General features: G+C 73.7%; 10 protein-coding genes. 1 reads left to right on the forward strand and 9 read right to left on the reverse strand.

Annotated features, from left to right (window positions below; all coding sequences use genetic code 11):
* Window positions 1-153 precede the first annotated feature (153 nt).
* The 4 genes from ACIRR8_RS22560 to ACIRR8_RS22575 are packed head-to-tail and all read right to left on the reverse strand — an operon-like array spanning window position 154 to window position 4,716.
* Window positions 154-762 (reverse strand): GTP-binding protein, encoded by a 609-nt coding sequence (locus ACIRR8_RS22560; protein ID WP_404067646.1) that lies wholly within the window; start codon window positions 760-762, stop codon window positions 154-156.
* The gene (locus ACIRR8_RS22565) at window positions 743-1,273 is read right to left on the reverse strand and encodes a DUF742 domain-containing protein (protein WP_404067649.1); all 531 of its coding nucleotides are present in this window, start codon (window positions 1,271-1,273) and stop codon (window positions 743-745) included. Before ACIRR8_RS22565 ends, ACIRR8_RS22560 begins: the two co-directional genes overlap by 20 nt.
* 9 nt (window positions 1,274-1,282) lie before the next feature.
* On the reverse strand, window positions 1,283-1,726 hold the full coding sequence (locus tag ACIRR8_RS22570; RefSeq protein ID WP_404067652.1) for a roadblock/LC7 domain-containing protein: 444 nt from the start codon (window positions 1,724-1,726) through the stop codon (window positions 1,283-1,285).
* Window positions 1,723-4,716, reverse strand: a complete 2,994-nt coding sequence (locus ACIRR8_RS22575; protein WP_404067655.1) for a nitrate- and nitrite sensing domain-containing protein — start codon at window positions 4,714-4,716, stop codon at window positions 1,723-1,725. The genes ACIRR8_RS22570 and ACIRR8_RS22575 overlap by 4 nt, the downstream gene beginning before the upstream one ends.
* A 507-nt stretch (window positions 4,717-5,223) precedes the next feature.
* Here ACIRR8_RS22575 and ACIRR8_RS22580 point away from each other — a divergent pair.
* Window positions 5,224-5,745 (forward strand): hypothetical protein, encoded by a 522-nt coding sequence (locus tag ACIRR8_RS22580; RefSeq protein WP_404067657.1) that lies wholly within the window; start codon window positions 5,224-5,226, stop codon window positions 5,743-5,745.
* Window positions 5,746-5,793: 48 nt separating this feature from the next.
* On the opposite strand, the gene ACIRR8_RS22585 is transcribed toward ACIRR8_RS22580, so the two are convergent.
* The 5 genes from ACIRR8_RS22585 to ACIRR8_RS22605 all read right to left on the reverse strand — a co-directional run bounded on the left by ACIRR8_RS22585 (window position 5,794) and on the right by ACIRR8_RS22605 (window position 17,637).
* Complete coding sequence (locus tag ACIRR8_RS22585; protein ID WP_404067660.1) at window positions 5,794-10,605, reverse strand: hypothetical protein; 4,812 nt, start codon at window positions 10,603-10,605, stop codon at window positions 5,794-5,796.
* Window positions 10,606-10,663: 58 nt separating this feature from the next.
* On the reverse strand, window positions 10,664-11,638 hold the full coding sequence (locus ACIRR8_RS22590; RefSeq protein ID WP_404067662.1) for a hypothetical protein: 975 nt from the start codon (window positions 11,636-11,638) through the stop codon (window positions 10,664-10,666).
* A gap of 82 nt (window positions 11,639-11,720) precedes the next feature.
* Window positions 11,721-13,247 carry a hypothetical protein gene (locus ACIRR8_RS22595; protein WP_404067665.1) on the reverse strand — a complete coding sequence of 509 codons (1,527 nt, stop codon included), beginning with the start codon at window positions 13,245-13,247 and terminating at the stop codon, window positions 11,721-11,723.
* A gap of 105 nt (window positions 13,248-13,352) precedes the next feature.
* Window positions 13,353-16,949 carry a hydantoinase B/oxoprolinase family protein gene (locus tag ACIRR8_RS22600; protein WP_404067668.1) on the reverse strand — a complete coding sequence of 1,199 codons (3,597 nt, stop codon included), beginning with the start codon at window positions 16,947-16,949 and terminating at the stop codon, window positions 13,353-13,355.
* 115 nt (window positions 16,950-17,064) lie between these two features.
* Window positions 17,065-17,637, reverse strand: a complete 573-nt coding sequence (locus tag ACIRR8_RS22605) for a DUF4240 domain-containing protein (RefSeq protein ID WP_404067671.1) — start codon at window positions 17,635-17,637, stop codon at window positions 17,065-17,067.
* Between the last annotated feature and the right edge of the window lie 24 nt (window positions 17,638-17,661).

Consider the following 17,661-nt stretch of genomic DNA (forward strand, 5'->3'; position numbering starts at 1 on the left):
GGCCGCTGCGAACACCTTTTGCCTGGACATGACTTGACGGCTCGTCATCGCCGCAGAACACTCACAGCCCGGTCCGCCGGACGGTGCGCGGCCCGCACCCCTGTCGGCGGGGGTGCGGGCCGTACGCGTACGGCCGTGGAACCGCAGGACCCGTCAGGTGGCGATGGGCGCGCGGTCCCGGGCCGCGCGCTCCAAGGCGTGCTCGACGACCGCGATGAGGACGTCACGTACCGAGGCACGGTCCCGAGCGTCGCACAGCAGCACCGGTACCTCGGGGTCGAGATCGAGAGCGGCCCGCACGGTCTCGGCGGGGAACTGCCCCGCCCCGTCGAAGCAGTTGACGGCCACGGTGAACGGGATCCGGCGGCGCTCGAAGTAGTCGACCGCGGCGAAGCAGTCCTCCAGACGGCGGGTGTCGGCGAGGACGACCGCGCCGAGAGCGCCTTGGGCCAGCTCGTCCCAGAGGAACCAGAAGCGGTCCTGGCCCGGCGTGCCGAAGAGGTAGAGGACCAGGTCCTCGCGGACCGTGATCCGGCCGAAGTCCATCGCGACCGTGGTGGTGGTCTTGGCCTCCACTCCCGCCAGGTCGTCCACCGGGCGTCCCGCCTCGCTCAGCCGCTCCTCCGTGCGCAGCGGTCTGATCTCGCTGACCGCGCCGACCGCGGTCGTCTTGCCGACGCCGAACCCTCCCGCCACCAGGATCTTGAGGGTGACGGGCTCGACGGGCCGCTGCTTGACGCGGCTAGAGCGCCCGAAGGCCATTGATTACCTCGCGAAGAATGTTCACGTCCGGCAGTTCGGCCGGCGGAACGGGTCGGGTGACGTGCACCAGTTCGTCCTCGACGAGATCGCCGACCAGGACCCGTACCACCCCTACCGGGAGGTCGAGTTCGGCGGCGAGCTCGGCGATCGACTGGGGCGCGTCGCTGCAGAGTTCGACGATCGTGACGTGTTCGGGCGCGAGCGTCTGGTCCCGGCCGGGGTCCTCTGCGGCCGGTTCGGGCACGACGAGGGCGATCAGGTCGAGCCGGTGCCGGGAGGCGCTGCTGGTGCGCCCCCGGGTCATGGCGTACGGCCGGACCACCGGCCCGGCCTCCGCGTCGTACCACCGCGAGGACTGAGGGTCGGTGGTGATCGCGTCCGGGGATCCGGGGCCGGTGGATCCGGGGCCCCGGGGATCCGAGCCGGTGGGCTCGGGGGCCGTGGGGCCGGGATCCGTGGAACCGGAATCCGTGGAGCCGGGGTTCGCGCCCCGGGGGGAGTCAGCGCTCATGCCCGGCCCTCACCCTCCGGCGGGCAGACCGGTCGTCCGTGGGGCGTTGGCCAGGTGGGCCCCCACGCGCTTGACCATCAGCGTCATCTCGTACGCCACCTGGCCCACGTCGGAGTCCGCTTCGGCCAGGACGGCGAGACAGCTGCCGTCGCCCGCCGCGGTCACGAAGAGGAACGCCTCGTCCAGCTCGACGACGGTCTGGCGCACCCGGCCCGCGTCGAAATGGTGTCCCACACCCTTGGCGAGGCTGTGGAACCCGGAGGCGACGGCGGCGAGATGCTCACTGTCCTCGCGGGTCAGATCGGCCGAGGCGCCGGTGGCCAGGCCGTCGCTGGAGAGCACCAGCGCCTTGCGGATGCTGGCGACGCGCTGGACGAGTTCGTCGAGCAGCCAGTTCAGTTCGCCCGAGCCTTGGCGTGCGGGGTTGGATGCTGCGGCGTTCGGTGCGGTCATCGACCGTCTCCTCCCGGAGTGGTTCCTGGTGCTGTTCCCTCGGAGCCGGCAGCGTCCTGTGCGTCCTCGGCGTTCTGCCGACGACCGCGCTGCCAGCCACGCTGGAGTGAAGCCATGCGGTTGCGTACCTCGTCCGCGTCACGGTCGTAGTCGTCGGCCGTGTCCACGGGCGCCCGGTGCGGAGTCCGGTCCGTGGACTCCGCACGGAGCTGGGGGGCGAGGCTGGCCTGGCGGACCCGCCGGGGCAGGCCGCCCACGGTGTCGGGGGCGGTGTCGCGGCCGGCCTCGGTGGAGCGGGGTGGTGCGGGGGTGGCGGGTGGTTCTGAGGTGTGCGGTGGTTCTGGTGTGGTGAGCGGTGCCGGTGTGCGCTGTGCGGCGCGGGCGGCCCACGAGGTGGTGTGCGCTACCGGGCCGGTCGGGGTGCGGGGTGCGGTCGTGGACGGCTCGGCGGAGGTGGCGGTGTCGGTGGCCTCCGCGGCCTGGTCGTCCACGCGGCGGCCGCGGTCGGTGACCAGGGTCGGCGGGGTGCGGCGCGGCAGCGGTACGGGGCCGGCGGGACGCATCGGGCGGACCTCGGCGGTGGGGCCTTCGCCGTGGTCGCGGGCCTGCTGGTGCTGGTCGCGGTCGGTGGCCCGGCGGGCGCCATCGGCGTCACCGCGGCGGAACCTGTCGGTGCCGGCGTCCTCGCGGCGCGAGGTCGGGCCGTCGTCGCGGCGCGGGTCCCGGCCGTCCTCGCGGCGCAGGTCGCGGGCGCGGAAGATGCCGCCGCGCTCGCTCTCGGTGTCCTCCAGGTCGGAGACGCCGTCCAGCACCGGCCCGAGAGCCGGATCGAGGGCAGGGTCCGAGGCGCGGTCCAGCGGGTCGCCGGCCAGGTCCAGGGGCCCGACCGGGCCTTCGAGTTCTACGGGGCCGTCGAGCACCGCCGGTCCGGTGAGGCCGGTCGGGACGGGCGAGAGGACGGCGGAGCGGCCGTTCGCCCTGCGGTCGCCGCCCGGTGCGGTGGAGGCGGCTGACGAGGCGTCGCCGTTGGTACGGCCGCTGCCGATCGCCCGCTCGGCCCGGCGGTCGAGGCGGAAGCCGGTGCCGTGGGTGTCGGGGGCCTCGGTGAGGAGGGCGGCCGGGATGAACACGACCGCGGTGGTGCCTCCGTACGGCGATTTCTGCAGGGAGACCCGGACGTTCTGGCGCTGGGCGAGGCGGCTGACCACGAAGAGGCCGAGGCGGTCGGTGTCGGAGAGCTCGAAGTCGGGGGTCTCGGCGAGCCGGAGGTTGGCGTCGAGGAGGACTTCGGGGGGCATGCCGAGGCCGCGGTCGTGGATTTCGAGGGTGAAGCCGTTGGAGACGCGCTCGCCGTGCACCTGGACCGCGGTGTGCGGCGGCGAGAAGACGGTGGCGTTCTCCAGGAGTTCGGCGATGAGGTGGGTGAGGTCGGCGACGGCGGGGCCGCCCACGCCGATCCGGGGCAGCCTCCGGACCTCGATGCGTTCGTAGTCCTCGACCTCGGCGACGGCGGCCCGCACCACGTCCATGAGCTGGATGGGCTTGCGCCACTGGCGTGAGGGAGCGGCGCCGGAGAGGATCACGAGCCCTTCGGCGTGACGGCGCATGCGGGTGGTGAGGTGGTCCAGGCGGAACAGGTCCGCCAGTTCGTCGCTGTTCTCCGTGCGGCGCTCCATGGTGTCCAGCAGGGTCAGCTGGCGGTGGAGGAGGACCTGGTTGCGGCGGGCGAGGTTGACGAAGACCTCGGAGACCCCGCGGCGCATGTCCGCCTGCTTGACCGCGGCCTCGACGGCGGCGCGCTGGAGGGTGTTGAGCGCCTGGCCGACCTGGCCGATCTCGTCGCGCTCGTAGGTGAGGTGCGGGGCCTCGGTCTCGACGTCGACCTGTTCGCCGGCGGCCAGTCGGCGCATGACGCTCGGCAGGCGTACGCCGGAGACCTCGTGGGCGTCCTTGCGGAGCCGGGAGAGGTCGCGGACGAGCTCGCGGCCGATCCGTACGGAGACGAAGATCGAGACGATCAGGGCCAGGAAGCCGAGGACTCCGGCGATTCCGGCCTGGGCGAGGACCCGGTATCCGGCCGGTTCCGCGCGGTCCTGGAAGCGGTCGCCCATCTCCGTGGAGTCGTCGGCCAGCCGCTCCAGGACGGGCGGCGCCGCCTGCTGCCACCGGTCGGTGTCGACAGCGCCCTGGCGCTTGGTGGGCCCGGCGGCGATCAGTGCGTCCTCGGCGGTGCGCAGCGGTTCGGCGTCCGGGCTGCTCCAGAACTGCTCGACGCGGCGGCGCTCGGCGGCGGGGAGGTTTTCGAGACTGACCTCGTAGAGCAGCTCGCGCTGGGCCACGAGGCCGGATATCTGTCGCAGTTCGGCGGTGGTGAAGCGGCCCGCGACGAGACTGGAGGCGACCAGCGCGTCCTCGCGCGACAGCATCTCGCGGGCCCGGGATATCCCGACCAGCGCCCGCATCTGCCTGTCCAGCGACCCGTTCTCCGTGGTGTGGAGGCCATTGAGGAAACGGTACGCCGGGTCGACGAGGCCGTTGTAGAAGTCCAGCGCCTTCGCCCGGCCGATGGTGCGCTTCTCGACCGATTCGCGCAGCGAGTCCAGGCCGTCGACGGCGCTGAGGATCGCGTCGAGCCGGGTGCGGGCCTCGGCGTCGAGCGCCTCGCGGACGTCGCTCTGCCGGGCGCTGTTCCTGACCTCGGCCACGACCCGGTCGGTGTCGGCGCGCTGGCTCAGCAGGAGCGGCAGGGCGTCGGAGGCGCGCGGGTCGGCCAGGAAGACCAGGGTCTGCCGTCGTTCGGCCTGCACGACCCGGACCGCTTCCTCCAGCGGCCCGGCGACCTTGTCGACGGAGGTGCTGACGCTCATCAGCTCGGTCGCCTGGCGGCCGGTGACGTAGGTCGCGAGGACCCAGAGGCCCGTGAGGGAGACGAGCGGCACCAGCAGCAACGCCACGATCTTCCTGCGGATGGACTTCCCGCGAAAGCGCATGGCCTCCCCCAGATCGGCCCCGCACCGCGGGGGTGGTCTTCTCCCGGTCGTCCCTCGACCCTGCACCGACTTTCGCCGTGCGTACACCGGCGCGCATCGGTCCGACGCGGGCGAGGTTCGTCCTGCGTCAATAAACGGCGCGAGCCTACTACTGACACAGAGACAACTCGAAGGCACGTCCGGATGATTTTCAGCCGTCCGATCAGGATTTGATCATGAGTTGTCCTGGTATTCCCGGAGATGAAATTCGCGAAAGCGACAGAGGATCCCCACCGATCCCCTGAGGACGGGCCCGGATCAGTTGGCTGGAATTATTCGTTCCGTAGCCTTCTGTGACCCTGCGGTGGCTTTCAGCGGGAATCTTCGGAGCGGGTGGTTCGTCCATACGTACGGGGTAGACGCAGGGCGGGAGCGCGCGCGGCGGTACGGAGCCCATCCGCCCGCGTAGAACCGGCGCGAGCCGGGCAGCCACCCTGAAGTCGGACAGTGGTGGGGAGTTGAAGGACCTTGAGCACGCAGGAGCGCGGACGCGCCGGAGCACCGATGACACCGGTCGGCACCGCGAGGACGGACGCCGCGGAAGGGCCGCGGATTCCGCGGCAGTTGACGGACGGCGGGGACGGGGCGCGGATTCCGCGGCAGTTGTGGGTGGAGGAGCCGGCCAGGAAGCGGCGGATGCCGGATGCGGTGAGGACGGCGGCGGTGCGCGCCGTCCTCATCATGGCGCTGACGATCATCCAGGCGGTGATCGCCTTCCTGTGCACGCTGGCCGGTTCCTGGCTGGCCTTCCCGATGGTGCTCAGCAGTGTGGCGAGCACGGTGGTCGCCACCTGGGCGGTGCTGGACGTCTGGGTCACCCGGCAGGTGTGGAACCAGCGGCACGGCGTGGTGTCGGAGCCGAGCAGCACCGCCCGGCAGATGCGCCGGGAGCGGCGGCGGGCCCAGCGGGCGGCGCGGGCGGCCGAGCGGGACGAGGCGGGCGGCAGGATATCCGGCCGCCGGAGCGCCGGCGACCTCTCCCGGGCGTGACACCGGCCCGCGGGACCGGTCTCTCACCGGGCCCGCGAGGGCCGGAGGTTATGCCTCCGGCCGGGCCTGAACCTGCGACTGCTCAGCCGGCTGCGGCTGCGGGGCCGACGGTGAGGTCTGCTGGGCGCTCCGCTTGAACATGCGGGTCGCCGTGATCTCGCCGTGGACCGTCTCGCCGTCCGGGTCCTGCTGCGGCAGTCCGGGGCGCAGGTGCTCCTCGACGCTGATGTATTTCAGCCCGGCCCTCAGGTCGGCGTCGTTGCGCAAGCGGATGACGAGCGGGAATTCGGCGAGCGCGGTCGTGTCGAAGAGGCCGGTCGTGTAGAGCAGCTGCACGCCGAGCGCATCGGAGACCGCGCGCTGGAGCTCCAGCAGATATGTGGCGTTGGCGCGGCCGATCGGGTTGTCCAGGAACAACGTGCCCGCGTGCCGGTGGCGGTCGCGGCCCCGGTCGTTGCTGCGCAGTGCCGCCATCGTGCAGTAGAGGGCGATGGCGGCGGTGAGGAGCTGGCCGCCGGAGAAGACGTCGCCCATCTGCCCGACGGGCACGCGTTCGGCGCGGAGCACGGCGTCCGGCTTGAGGATCTCCACCGCGATGCCCTTGGGCCGCAGCGCCGCCTCGACGCCGCGCAGCAGCAGGGACATGCCGTCCCGGCGCAGGTCGGAGTTCTTCTTGAGGGCGGCGTGCGTCGCCTCGTCGATGACCTCGCCGAGGCGCTCGGTGAGAGTGGCCTGATCAGGCTCCTCGAAGCGGATCCGGAGGAACTCCTGCCCCGACCACTCCCCCAGCCCTTCGGGGAGCTGGGAGAGCCGCTGGGCGGAGCGGAGCGTGGCGAGGGCGGACTCGACCAGGCCGCGCAGCCGGTCGACGATGGAGTCGCGGTTGCGCTCCAGCTGGACCAGCTCGTCGGTCAGGACGCGCAGCCGGGGCGCGAAGGCGTCGGCCCACTTCTGCGCGTGCTCCGGCAGCGCGGAGGCGGGCAGTTCGCGGATCTGCTGGCGGGCCGGGGTGCGGACCTGCTCGTAGCGGGTGGAGTTGGCGTGCCGTACGAGGATGTCGCTCGCTTCCCGTACGGCGCTCTCGGCGGCCGAGAGGTCGGTGGAGCAGCCGCGCAGGGAGCGGCGGGCCTCGGCGGCGGAGTGCCGGGCCTCCTCCAGCGTGCCGGGATACGGGTCGGGGCCTTCGGCGCCGTCCTCCGTACCGTGGTCGCGGAGCAGGTCGCGCAGGAGGGCCGCCGTCTCGTCGAAGCCGCCCGCCGAGTCCTCGGCGGTGCGGTGGGCGTGGAGCAGCTCGCTGTGGGCGGCGCGGGCGGTGTCCAGGGCGGCGGTGGCGGAGGCCAGTTCGCCGGTGGCCGTACGCAGAAGGGTCTGGGCCTGCTCGGCGTCGGCCGGGACCAGCTCGTCGGGCAGCTCGGTATGGTGCGGCCGCTCGTCGTCGGGGGCGAGCCGCTCGGCCTCGCCTCGGTACCGGCCGAGCTGCTCGCTGGCGGTGGAGGCCCGGGTCTCCAGGAGCTGTACGTGGGATTCGGCGCGGGCCGCCGCGGCCTGGCGGGAGGGGCCGTCGGCTCCGTCGGTGCCTTCGAGGAGCTGTGCGGCGCGGGTGCGGACCTTGTTGGTGAGGCGGTCCAGCTCGGCGAGGGCGGCGCTCTCGTCGCTCTCGGCGCGGGCCTGTTCGGCGCGCAGGTCGGCGCCGACGCCGACCTTCTCGTACAGCTGGGAGGCGGCCCGGTAGGCCTCGCGGAGGGTGGGCAGCGCGGTGCGGGGCTTGGTCGCGTCGGGCTCCGGGAGGTTCTCCGGGGCTCCGGCGATCTCGGCGCGCTCGGCCCGCAGGGCGCGGGCGGTGCGGTGGGCGTCGTCGCCGGCGCGCTGGGCGGCCCGGCGGTCCTCGTCGGCGGAGCGGGCCAGGTCCAGGCAGACGGCGGCGCGGGCCTCGGACTCGGCGGCTTCGTCGACCAGTTCACGGAGCCGGACCTGCCAGCGGGCCCGCTCCCGCAGCCGGTGGGCGAGTCCGGCCAGTGCGTCGGCGACCCGGCGGGCGCGCTGGGCGGCCTCCTGGCGCTCCTCGCGGACCCGGGCGGTGTCGGCGGCGGCCTCGTCGGCCTCGGCGCGGGCGGTGCGGGCCTCGGCGAGGACGGCTTCGGCGCTCTCGGCGGCCGTACGGGCGGTGGCGGCGGCCTCGGCCAGCTCGGCGAGCATGCCGGGCGGGCAGTCGGCGCGCCAGGAACCGATGCGCGAGGAGAGGGCCCGGTCGGCCGAGAGGCGGGCGGCGAGCGTGCGGATGTCCTCGTCACGGGCGGCCGCGCGGGAGCGCAGGGCGTGGCGCTCCTCGTCGGCGGCGTGCTCGTCGTGCATGGCCGGGTTCGGCGGGACGAGGAAGACGCCGTCGTGCTGCGCGTCGGAGCCGGTGCCGGGGTGCGGAACGGGCGCCAGGAGAGCGGCGGTGGTGCCGACGGCGACGGCGGAGCGGGGCAGCAGAGCGGCGGAGCCGAGGACTTCGCGGGCTCGGGTGTGGGCGTCGGGGTCGGTGATGACGACACCGTCGACCAGCTCCGGGCGGGCGGCGAGGACGGCGGCGTGGTCGGCCGGGTCGACGGCCTGGGCGAGGTAGCGCCAGCCGGGCAGGGCCGGGATGCCGTGCTCACCCAGGTACTCGACGGTGGCGAGGACGTCGGGACCCGGCGGCAGCAGCCCGCCTTCGCCGAGCGCGCCGAGGATGCGGGCGTCGTCGGCGGCGGCGGTGCGCAGGTCGAAGAGGCGGCGCTCGGCGGCGGTGACGGACTGGTCGAGGAGCTCGCGCAGTTCGTCGGCGCCGCGGTCGAACTCCTGGGCGGTGAGTGGCTGGTGGGCGGGGACGGGCTGGTCGGCCAGGGCGACCGCAGCGTCCGGGGCGGCGTCGGTGGGGCTCACGCCGGTGGCAGTGCCGTCGCTCGGAGCGCCGGTGTGTACGGCTTCGCGCTGCGCCCCGCCCGACGGCTCCTCGCCCGCTCCCCTGCGCGGGTGCGGGACGCCCGTGCTTGTGGGCAGGCCGAGCAGGTCCGCGAGGCGCGGGTCGGCGGCGATGGATTCGGCAGCCCTGAGCTCGTCCTCGTAACTCTGCTCCGCCGCCTTGGCTCCATCGGCGGCGCGGGCGGCGGTCAGCTCGGCGCGGCTCTCGGCGGCTGCCGCCTCGCGAGCCTGGTCGGCGGCGGTGCGGGCGGCTTCGCGGGCGGTGTCCCAGGCGGCGACGGCGGACTGTTCGGCGTCGCTGGCGGCCAGGGCGGCGCGGGCCGGGTCGGCGTCGGGCGCGGTGTTGTCGAGCCAGCCTGCCTGGACTGCTTCCGAGGTCTCCTGCTCGACCTCCGCGAGGCGCTGGCGCAGGTGGCCGGCCTCGCTGCGGGCGCGCTGGGCCTCGGTGGCGGCGACCGTGGCGTCGCGGTGGGCGCGCTCGCCGGTGGCCTGGAGGGTCTCGGAGCGCTCCTCCTGCTCGTTGGCGACGCGCTCGCCGTCCTCTGCGGCGGTGTGCAGCGCCCGTACGAGGTCGGCGGCGGCGGTGGCGCGGGCGGCGAGCGCCGGGGCCGCGTCGCGCTCGGCCTCGCGGATGGCGGCGGCGACCCTGGCGGAACGGTCGGCGGCGGCACGGTGGCGCAGGACGGCCTCGGCGGCCTGCCAGGCGGCGTGCAGCGTACGGGCCTCGGCCAGCTCCTTGCGTCCGGCGGCGGCGCTCTTCTCGGCGCCGGCCAGGGCCAGGGAGGCGTGGCGGTAGGCGAGTTCGGCGGCGATGAGGGAGCGGTGGCCCCGGGTGGACTCGGCCTCGGTGACGGTGTGCGCGGCGGCGGTGACCCGCTCGGCCAGCTCGGCGGTGCGGCCGCGCTCCTCTGCGGCGCGGGCGCTCAGACGGCGGGCGAGCGTACGGGTGCGGCGCTCGGCGGCGGCGTGGATGTCGCGGCTGCGGGCGCGGGTCTCGGTCGCTTCGACGATCCGGTTGAGCAGGTCGACGGAGCCCGCGGTGAAGTCGCGTTCGGCGGTCAGCTCGGCGCGGCGGCCGAGCTTGTTGCCGAAGCCGCTGACCAGGTCGGCGAGGCCGTCGGTGTCGCGGGTGTCGGTGACGGCGCGGAGCAGCAGGTCGGTGAAGTCGGAGTCCTTCTTGACCGCGAAGAGTCCGGCGGCCTCACCTTCGTCGGCGTTCATCTCGCGCTGGTAGCGGAAGAGTTCGGGGTCGAGTCCGAGGTCGCCGAGGTGCTCGTTCCAGCGGTCGTGGATCTCTTCCCAGTGCACATCGAGGTGCTGGTAGAACTTGCCGGCGTCCACCAGCGCGTCGCGGAACCCCTTCATGGTGCGGCGCCTGCCCCGCGCCCCGGAGACCCCTTCGGCGGGCCGTCCGACGGCGGTGGCCTCCGCGACGGGCAGGCTGTCCAGGCTGAGCCCGGGACCGGGCCGGAAGGAGTACCAGGCCTCCGCGAACTTCCTGGGGTCGTTGGAGACCTGCCGCCCCCGCCACTCGCTGACCTTGCCCACGACGACGCACTCACCGGTCAGGGTGTGCTGCCATTCCAGGGCCACATGGCCGCAGTCGTCGGCGAGCAGGAACTTGCGGAGCACGCCGGAGCTGGCGCCGCCGAGGGTGTTGCGGTGGCCGGGGAGCATCACCGAGAAGATCAGCTTCAGCAGGACGGACTTGCCGCCGCCGTTCTCCAGGAAGAGCACGCCCGCCGGAGCGGGCCGGCGCGGCGGGCCGACCGGCTCGTCCTCGAAGAACTCCGCCTGCGCCGGGGCCGGGTTGGGGACGGGTTCACCGACGCCGCGCAGGTCGAGGACGGTGTCGGCGTAGCGCGCACCGGCAGGCCCGATGGAGTAGAGGCGGACCCGGGACAACTCGTACATGGCGGCGGACTCTCGTCGTTCGGAGAAGCGGTGGCGGAGCTGGGCGGTGCGGGCGGGATCAGGAGGAGTGGAAGGGCAGGCCCGCGTCGGCCGCCAGCTCCAGGTCGTCGGGGTCGGACGGCGGCAGCAGGGTGGCGGAGCCGTCGGTGACGGGCACGACGCCGAGCTCCAGCAGCTCGGCCATGGCGGCGCTGCCCGCCATGTCGCGGACCTGGAGCTGGTAGCGGGCGGTGGTGCGGTAGGCGCCGCCCGCGTCGTCGCCGGTGCGCTGGAGGAAGCCGGAGTCGGTGAGGAAGGCGACGGCCTTGCCGATGATGCCGGTGGTGGATCCCGCGAGGCGACGGGCGTCCTTGGTGGCGCCGGTGGAGCTGCGGCGGGCGTAGACGCGCCAGCCGGATTCGAGGCCGGGGGTGTCGGTGGCGGGATCGGTGTTGTCGCCCTGCTCCTCGGCGCGCTTCTCAAGGCGCTTGCAGGCCTGGCGTACGAAGGCGTCGACGCCGTTGACCGTGATGCGGCCGATGTACGCGTCGTCGGCGAGGTCCTCCGGGCGCGGGAAGGCGAGGGCGGCCACGGCGAGGTGGGCGAGGCCGTGGAGGAAGCGGTCGGCGGCGTCGGAGGAGGCGCGGCGGGCGTAGTCGCCCATGCGGACGGCGAAGACGGAGTCCTCGCCTGCCGTGACGGCCATGCCTGCGCGCGGGGAGACCTCCAGGACGATGAGGCCGAGCCCGGTGGCGACGGCGTCGGCGAGCCGCGCGAAGGCGCCCTCCTCCCGGTACCGGCGGAGCAGGTCGGCGTATTCGGCGTCGCGGGCGGGCAGCAGCTTGGGCTGGAGCCCGAAGGAGACCAGGCGGGCGGCGTCGGCGGCGTCGGCCGGGGTGACGGGCCCCTGGCCGGTGCCGCTGGGCTCGGCGGTGTGCGGGTGAGCGGAGTCGCCCGCGTACGTCGTGGATGAGGCCGCGTACGTCGTCGAGGAGGCGGCGTACGCGGTGGGCTCGGTCCACGCGTCGGGGTGCTCGGCGTCGTGGTCGCTCACGGCTGGGACTCCTCGGTACGGAAAAGGTGGGGGCGCGCGTCGGTACGGGACAGGTGGGGGCGCACAGGACGTACGGGGCCGGTCATGAGGCCTCCTGGCGGTCCGCGGCCATTCCGGCGGCGTCCAGCAGGGCGGTGCCCACGATCAGGTCGGCGCCGCCGAACTCCGGGTCCTCCAGCTGCGTACCGTCGTCCACCGCGAAGAGCAGGCGCCGCTCGCCCTGGCGGTAGGCGGTGCCGACGGGCGGGCTGGCGGCGTGGACGGCGAGCAGCGCGACCAGGTACGGCAGGTCGGGGTCGCTGCGGCGGGCCTCGGCGAGCAGTCCGGAGAGTCTGCGGGGCGCGTCGTGCTCCAGGTCGAGCAGGGCCATGGCGCTGCTCAGCTGGGCGTCGCTGAACCGGCTGTCGTCGGGCGTCGCGATCAGGTCGGGCTCGGGCATCTCCATGCCGAGGTGCTCGCGCTCCAGCGGCGGGGTCAGGAGCATCTCGACCAGGTCGCCGACGCGGACGGAGGTGGGCGTGCGCAGCCCGGTGCCGTGCGCGAAGAAGGCGTCGGTGGCCCGCAGGGACTGCTCGACGGGGAGCGGGAGGAGCGGGGCGAGGAGCTGCCCGTACAGATCGAGGCCCGCGTGGGCGGCCGGGGTGGCGAACGCCTGCCGGTCCTGCTCGGCGCGGAAGAGCGGCCCGGCCTCCAGGAGGCGCGACTGCAGCTGGGTGTGGCGGCGGATGCAGTCCTTGACGATGTCGACCAGCTCGGCGGCCCGGCGCTTGTGCTCGGGGTCCTCGGCCTCGTCGCGCGCCTTGCGGATGTTGGTGAGGATCGCGTTCTCGTGGCGGTAGCGGTCGGCCACGTGGTCCAGGGCCTCGGCGATCATGTCCGGGACGGTGCTGAGCCAGTCGACCGCGCGGACGTTGCGCCGGGTCGCTTCCAGCGTGCGGCGCAGCGTCTCGGCGTACTGCACGGTGCGATAGCGGGCCTGTTCGGCGGCGAGCTGGGCGTCGGCGAGGCGGCCCCGGCTGATCAGGACCTCCAGCTTGACCTCCGCGGCGATCTGAGCGCTGGTGACATCGGTGTCCAGGGCGCCGACGAGGACGTTGACCGCCTCGTCGGTGGCGCGGAGGTAGACCGTGCCGCCGTAGCCCGGGACCTCCTCGATCAGCTTGAAGTCGTAGTCCCGGCGGACGTAGACGCCGTCGGGTCCGAAGGTGCCGTAGACCGCGCGGAAGCCCCGGTCGACGCTGCCGACGTTGATCAGGTTCTCCAGGACCCAGCGCGCGACCCGTTCGTGCTCGGCGACGGGGCGGTCCGGGGCCTGGGCGCCGACGCGCGGCAGCAGCCTGGCCACTATCTGGTCGTGGTCGGCACCGGTGTCGAAGTCCATGTTGAGCGTGACGTGGTCGATGGCCGCGAGGGCGACCTCCGCCATGGCGTACACCGTGTACTCACCGGCCAGATTCGCCTTGCGCACGTCGAGGTCGTGCAGTGGCGCCGTGCACGCGAGCGCGCGCAGCCGACGCGAGAGCCCCTCGTCGGCGGCAGGGCCCGGGGCAGGCCTCGGCCCCGCGCTGAGCTGCGGCGCAGCGTTTTCCGTGTCGGCAGGCGAAGTCACGAGGGACAGATTAGGTCCTCGCACTGACAACGGTCGAAACGGCGTTTATGCGACCGGCGGCAGGCGGCCGCGCCACGGCTCCCGGGCGGCCCCGCGCGCCCCCGGTCACGCCCCCGACGGCCCGTATCCCCCGCCGCCCGGCGTCCGCACCACCAGTACGTCACCGGCCTCCAGTTCGGCGGTGTCGCACCCCTCCAGCCGTTCCACGCCACCGCCCGCCCGCTCGATGTGCTGCTCCCCGAGCGCCCCGGGCTCCCCGCCCTCCGCCCCGTACGGCGGAATCCGGCGGTGCCCGGAGAGCAGCGCCACCGTGACCGGCTCCAGGAAGCGGATCCGGCGCTCCACGCCTCCGCCGCCGTGCCACCGCCCCTCGCCTCCGCTGCCTTCCCGCACCGCGAAGCTCTCCAGGAGTACGGGCAGCCGCCACTCCAGGATCTCGGGGTCGGTGAGCCGGGAGTTGGTCATATGGGTCTGCACGGCGTCGGTGCCGTCGAAGCCGTCGCCCGCCCCGGAGCCGCTGGCGACCGTCTCGTAGTACTGGACGCGGTCGTTGCCGAAGGTGAGGTTGTTCATGGTGCCGGATCCCTCCGCCTGGCCGCCGAGTGCTCCGTACAGGGCTCCGGTGACGGCCTGCGAGGTCTCCACATTGCCCGCGACGGTCGCCGCCGGGTAGGCCGGGTCGAGCATCGAACCAGCCGGAATCCGCACGTCCAGCGGCTTCAGACAGCCGCTGTTGAGCGGGACGTCCTCCCCCACGAGGGTACGGAAGACGTACAGGACGGCGGCCATCACCACCGAACGGGGTGCGTTGGTGTTGCCGGGCCGCTGCTCGGAGGTGCCGGTGAAGTCGATCACCGCGCTCCGGGTCTCCCGGTCGACGGTGAGCGCCACCTGGATCACGGCCCCGGCGTCGGTCTCGTAGCGGAAGCCGCCGTCCTGGAGCCCGGCCACGATCCGCCGTACGGACTCCTCCGCGTTGTCCTGGACGTGCCCCATATAGGCCGCCACGACATCCGTCCCGAACTGGGCCGTCATGCGGCGGAGTTCCGCGATGCCCTTCTCGTTGGCGGCGATCTGCGCACGGAGGTCGGCGAGGTTGGTGTCCGGGGAGCGGGAGGGGTACGGGGCGGAGGCGAGCAGGTCGCGGGTCTCGGCCTCGCGGAGGTGGCCGTCGCGGACCAGGAGCCAGTTGTCGAAGAGCACGCCCTCCTCCTGGATCGTCCGGCTGAAGGCGGGCATGGAGCCGGGTGTGGTGCCGCCGATCTCGGCGTGGTGGCCGCGCGAGGCGACCAGGAACCGCAGCTCGTCCTCGTCGAACACGGGGGTCACCACGGTGACGTCGGGCAGGTGCGTGCCGCCGTGGTACGGGTCGTTGATGGCGTACACGTCGCCGGGGCGCAGAGTGCCCTCGTTGCGCCGGAGCACCTCCTTGATGGACTCGCCCATGGAGCCCAGGTGCACCGGGATGTGCGGGGCGTTGGCGATCAGGTTGCCGTCGGCGTCGAAGAGGGCGCAGGAGAAGTCGAGGCGCTCCTTGATGTTGACGGAGTGGGCGGTGTTCTCCAGGCGGACGCCCATCTGCTCGGCGATCGACATGAAGAGGCTGTTGAAGACCTCCAGCATCACCGGGTCCACCCGGGTGCCGACGGCCGTCCTGCCCGGCCGGGGCCGGGCCCGGGTGAGCACCAGGTGGCCGGTGGTGCTGCCCGTCGCCTGCCAGCCGGGGTCGACGACGGTGGTGGCGTCGTCCTCCGCGACGACGGCGGGTCCGGTGACGGTGTCGGTGGGGCGGAGGTCCTCGCGGCGGTACAAGGGCGTCTGCTGTTCCCTGCCCTCGGCGTGCATCAGGACGGTGTCGCGCGGTTCGAGTGCGCCTTCTCGGGGTGCGGGGTCAGGAGTGCGGGAGCCTTCGCCCCCGGTCGTCCCCGTGGCCTCGACGGAGGCGGTCTCGACCACGATCGGCTTGTCCATGGTGAAGCCGAACCGGGTGCGGTGGGCGGCGGTGAACTCCTCGGCCATGGCCCCTGCCGTGTCCAGGGCCACGGCGAGCGCCGCGTCCGTCCCCGCGTACCGGAGCAGGATCCGGGCCCGCGTGCCGATGGCGGAATCGGGCACGCCGTCGGCGCGCAGATCGTCCCGCGTACGGTCGGCCAGTTCCGCGCAGAGCCGCTCGACCCGTTCCCGTACGGACTCGTCCAGCTCCGCCTCCACCGACCGCTCGCGCATGGCGGTCGCGTCGGCCAGGCCGATGCCGTAGGCGGAGAGCACTCCGGCGAGCGGTGGTACGAGGACGGTGTCGATGGACAGCGCGTCGGCGACGGCGCAGACGTGCTGGCCGCCCGCGCCGCCGAAGCCGGTGAGGGCGTAGCGGGTGATGTCGTGGCCGCGCTGCACGGAGATCTTCTTCACGGCGTTGGCCATGTTGAGGACGGCGATCTCCAGGAAGCCCGCCGCCACGTCGGCCTCGGCCGGCCGGTTTCCGGTGGCGCGGCCGATCTCGTCGGCGAGCTCCGCGAACCGTTCCCGTACGAGGCCCGCGTCGAGCGGCTGGTCGCCGTCGGGGCCGAAGACGGCGGGGAAGTGGGCGGGCTGGATGCGGCCGAGCATGACGTTGGCGTCGGTGACGGTGAGCGGGCCGCCCCGGCGGTAGCAGGCGGGTCCGGGTTCGGCGCCCGCCGAGTCGGGGCCGACCCGGTAGCGGCGGCCGTCGAAGTGGAGCAGGGAGCCGCCGCCGGCCGCCACCGTGTGGATGCTCATCATCGGAGCGCGCATCCGCACCCCGGCGACCTGGGTGCCCGGTTCCCGTTCGAACTCTCCGGCGTAGTGGGACACGTCGGTGGAGGTGCCGCCCATGTCGAAGCCGATGACCCGTTCGTGTCCGGCCTGCCACGACGTACGGACCATGCCGACGACGCCTCCGGCCGGGCCGGAGAGGACGGCGTCCTTGCCCCGGAACGCGGCGGCCTCGCGCAGCCCGCCGTTGGACTGCATGAACAGGAGCCGGATGCCTTCGAGGCGGGCGGCGACCTCGTCGACGTACCGGCGCAGTACCGGTGAGAGGTAGGCGTCGACGACGGTGGTGTCGCCGCGCGGGACGAGCCTGATCAACGGGCTGACCTCGTGGGAGGTGCTGACCTGGGTGAATCCGGCCTCGCGGGCCGCCTCGGCGACGGCCCGTTCGTGGTCGGGGTGGCGGTGGCCGTGCATCAGGACGACGGCGGCGCTGCGCAGCCCGCCGGCGTGGGCGGCGCGCAACTGCTCGCGTACGGCGTCGAGTTCCAGCGCTCGTACGGTGTGCCCTTCGGCGTCGATACGTTCGGGGACCTCGATCACGTGCTCGTGGACGGCCTTCGGGAGGACGATGTGGCGGTCGAAGAGGCGGGGGCGGTTCTGGTACGCGATCCGCAGCGCGTCCCGGAAGCCTTCGGTGATGAGGAGGACGGTCGGCTCGCCGCGCCGCTCGAGCAGGGCGTTGGTGGCCACGGTGGTGCCCATGCGGACGGCGGCGACCCGGTCGGCGGGCACGGGCTCACCGTCGCGGAGGCCGAGGAGCAGGCGGATTCCGGCCACGGCCGCGTCGTCGTAGCGTCCGGGGTCGTGCGAGAGGAGCTTGCGGGTCACCAGCCGGCCGTCGGGGCGGCGGCCCACCACGTCGGTGAAGGTGCCGCCCCGGTCGATCCAGAACTCCCAGCGTCCGGTCATGGCGCCATTCTGTTCCGGCGCGTGCCGACCCGCAGAGGCAGAAGACTTCACCGCAGGGACGGAAGGCCGCACCGCAGGGCCGGCAGAGCGCACCGGTGGGGCGGAAAGCTCGCGTTCAGTCCAGGAAGAGCGCCGCCAGCCGTGGCAGGTGGCGACGGGCGAGGTCGGCGTCCTCTGCGTCCCAGTGCTGGCCGGCCGGCTCCCCGGTCCGTATGCGACCCCGGTCGGCCGCCTCGACGGCAGCGTAGAAGCCGTCGGCCGCGCCTCCGGCCCGCTCGTACGCCGCCTTCACCGGCCCGGTCAGCGACTCGTAGCCGATCCAGCCGCTCTCCTCGCGGCTCATCCGGACCACGACGGGCAGCCCGGCCAGCGAGTCGGGGTCGGCCACCGCCCGGGTAAAGACCTCGCGCCCGAGCAGGACGAGCCCGTCGCGGAAGTCCATGAACCCGTCGTCACCGCAGCCGCCTTCGATGAGGTACGCCGCGTTCCACAAGGGCCACCGGTAGGCCGAGCCGGTCACCTCGTACGCCGTCACGGCGAAGTCGACGATCCGCGCGGGCTCCAGGGCCGCGAGCACGTCGGTCAACGCGCCGGGCAGCGGGTCGTCGGGCGGGTCCCGGTCGTCCGCCCGGTCCCCGGCCGCCTCACGTGCCCGTCCGACGAGCCCCCACCACGTGTCGATGTCCATGGTGAGAAGCGTAGGAGGAGGGTC

The organism is Streptomyces sp. NPDC101178 (assembly GCF_044767965.1).
Taxonomy (GTDB): domain Bacteria; phylum Actinomycetota; class Actinomycetes; order Streptomycetales; family Streptomycetaceae; genus Streptomyces.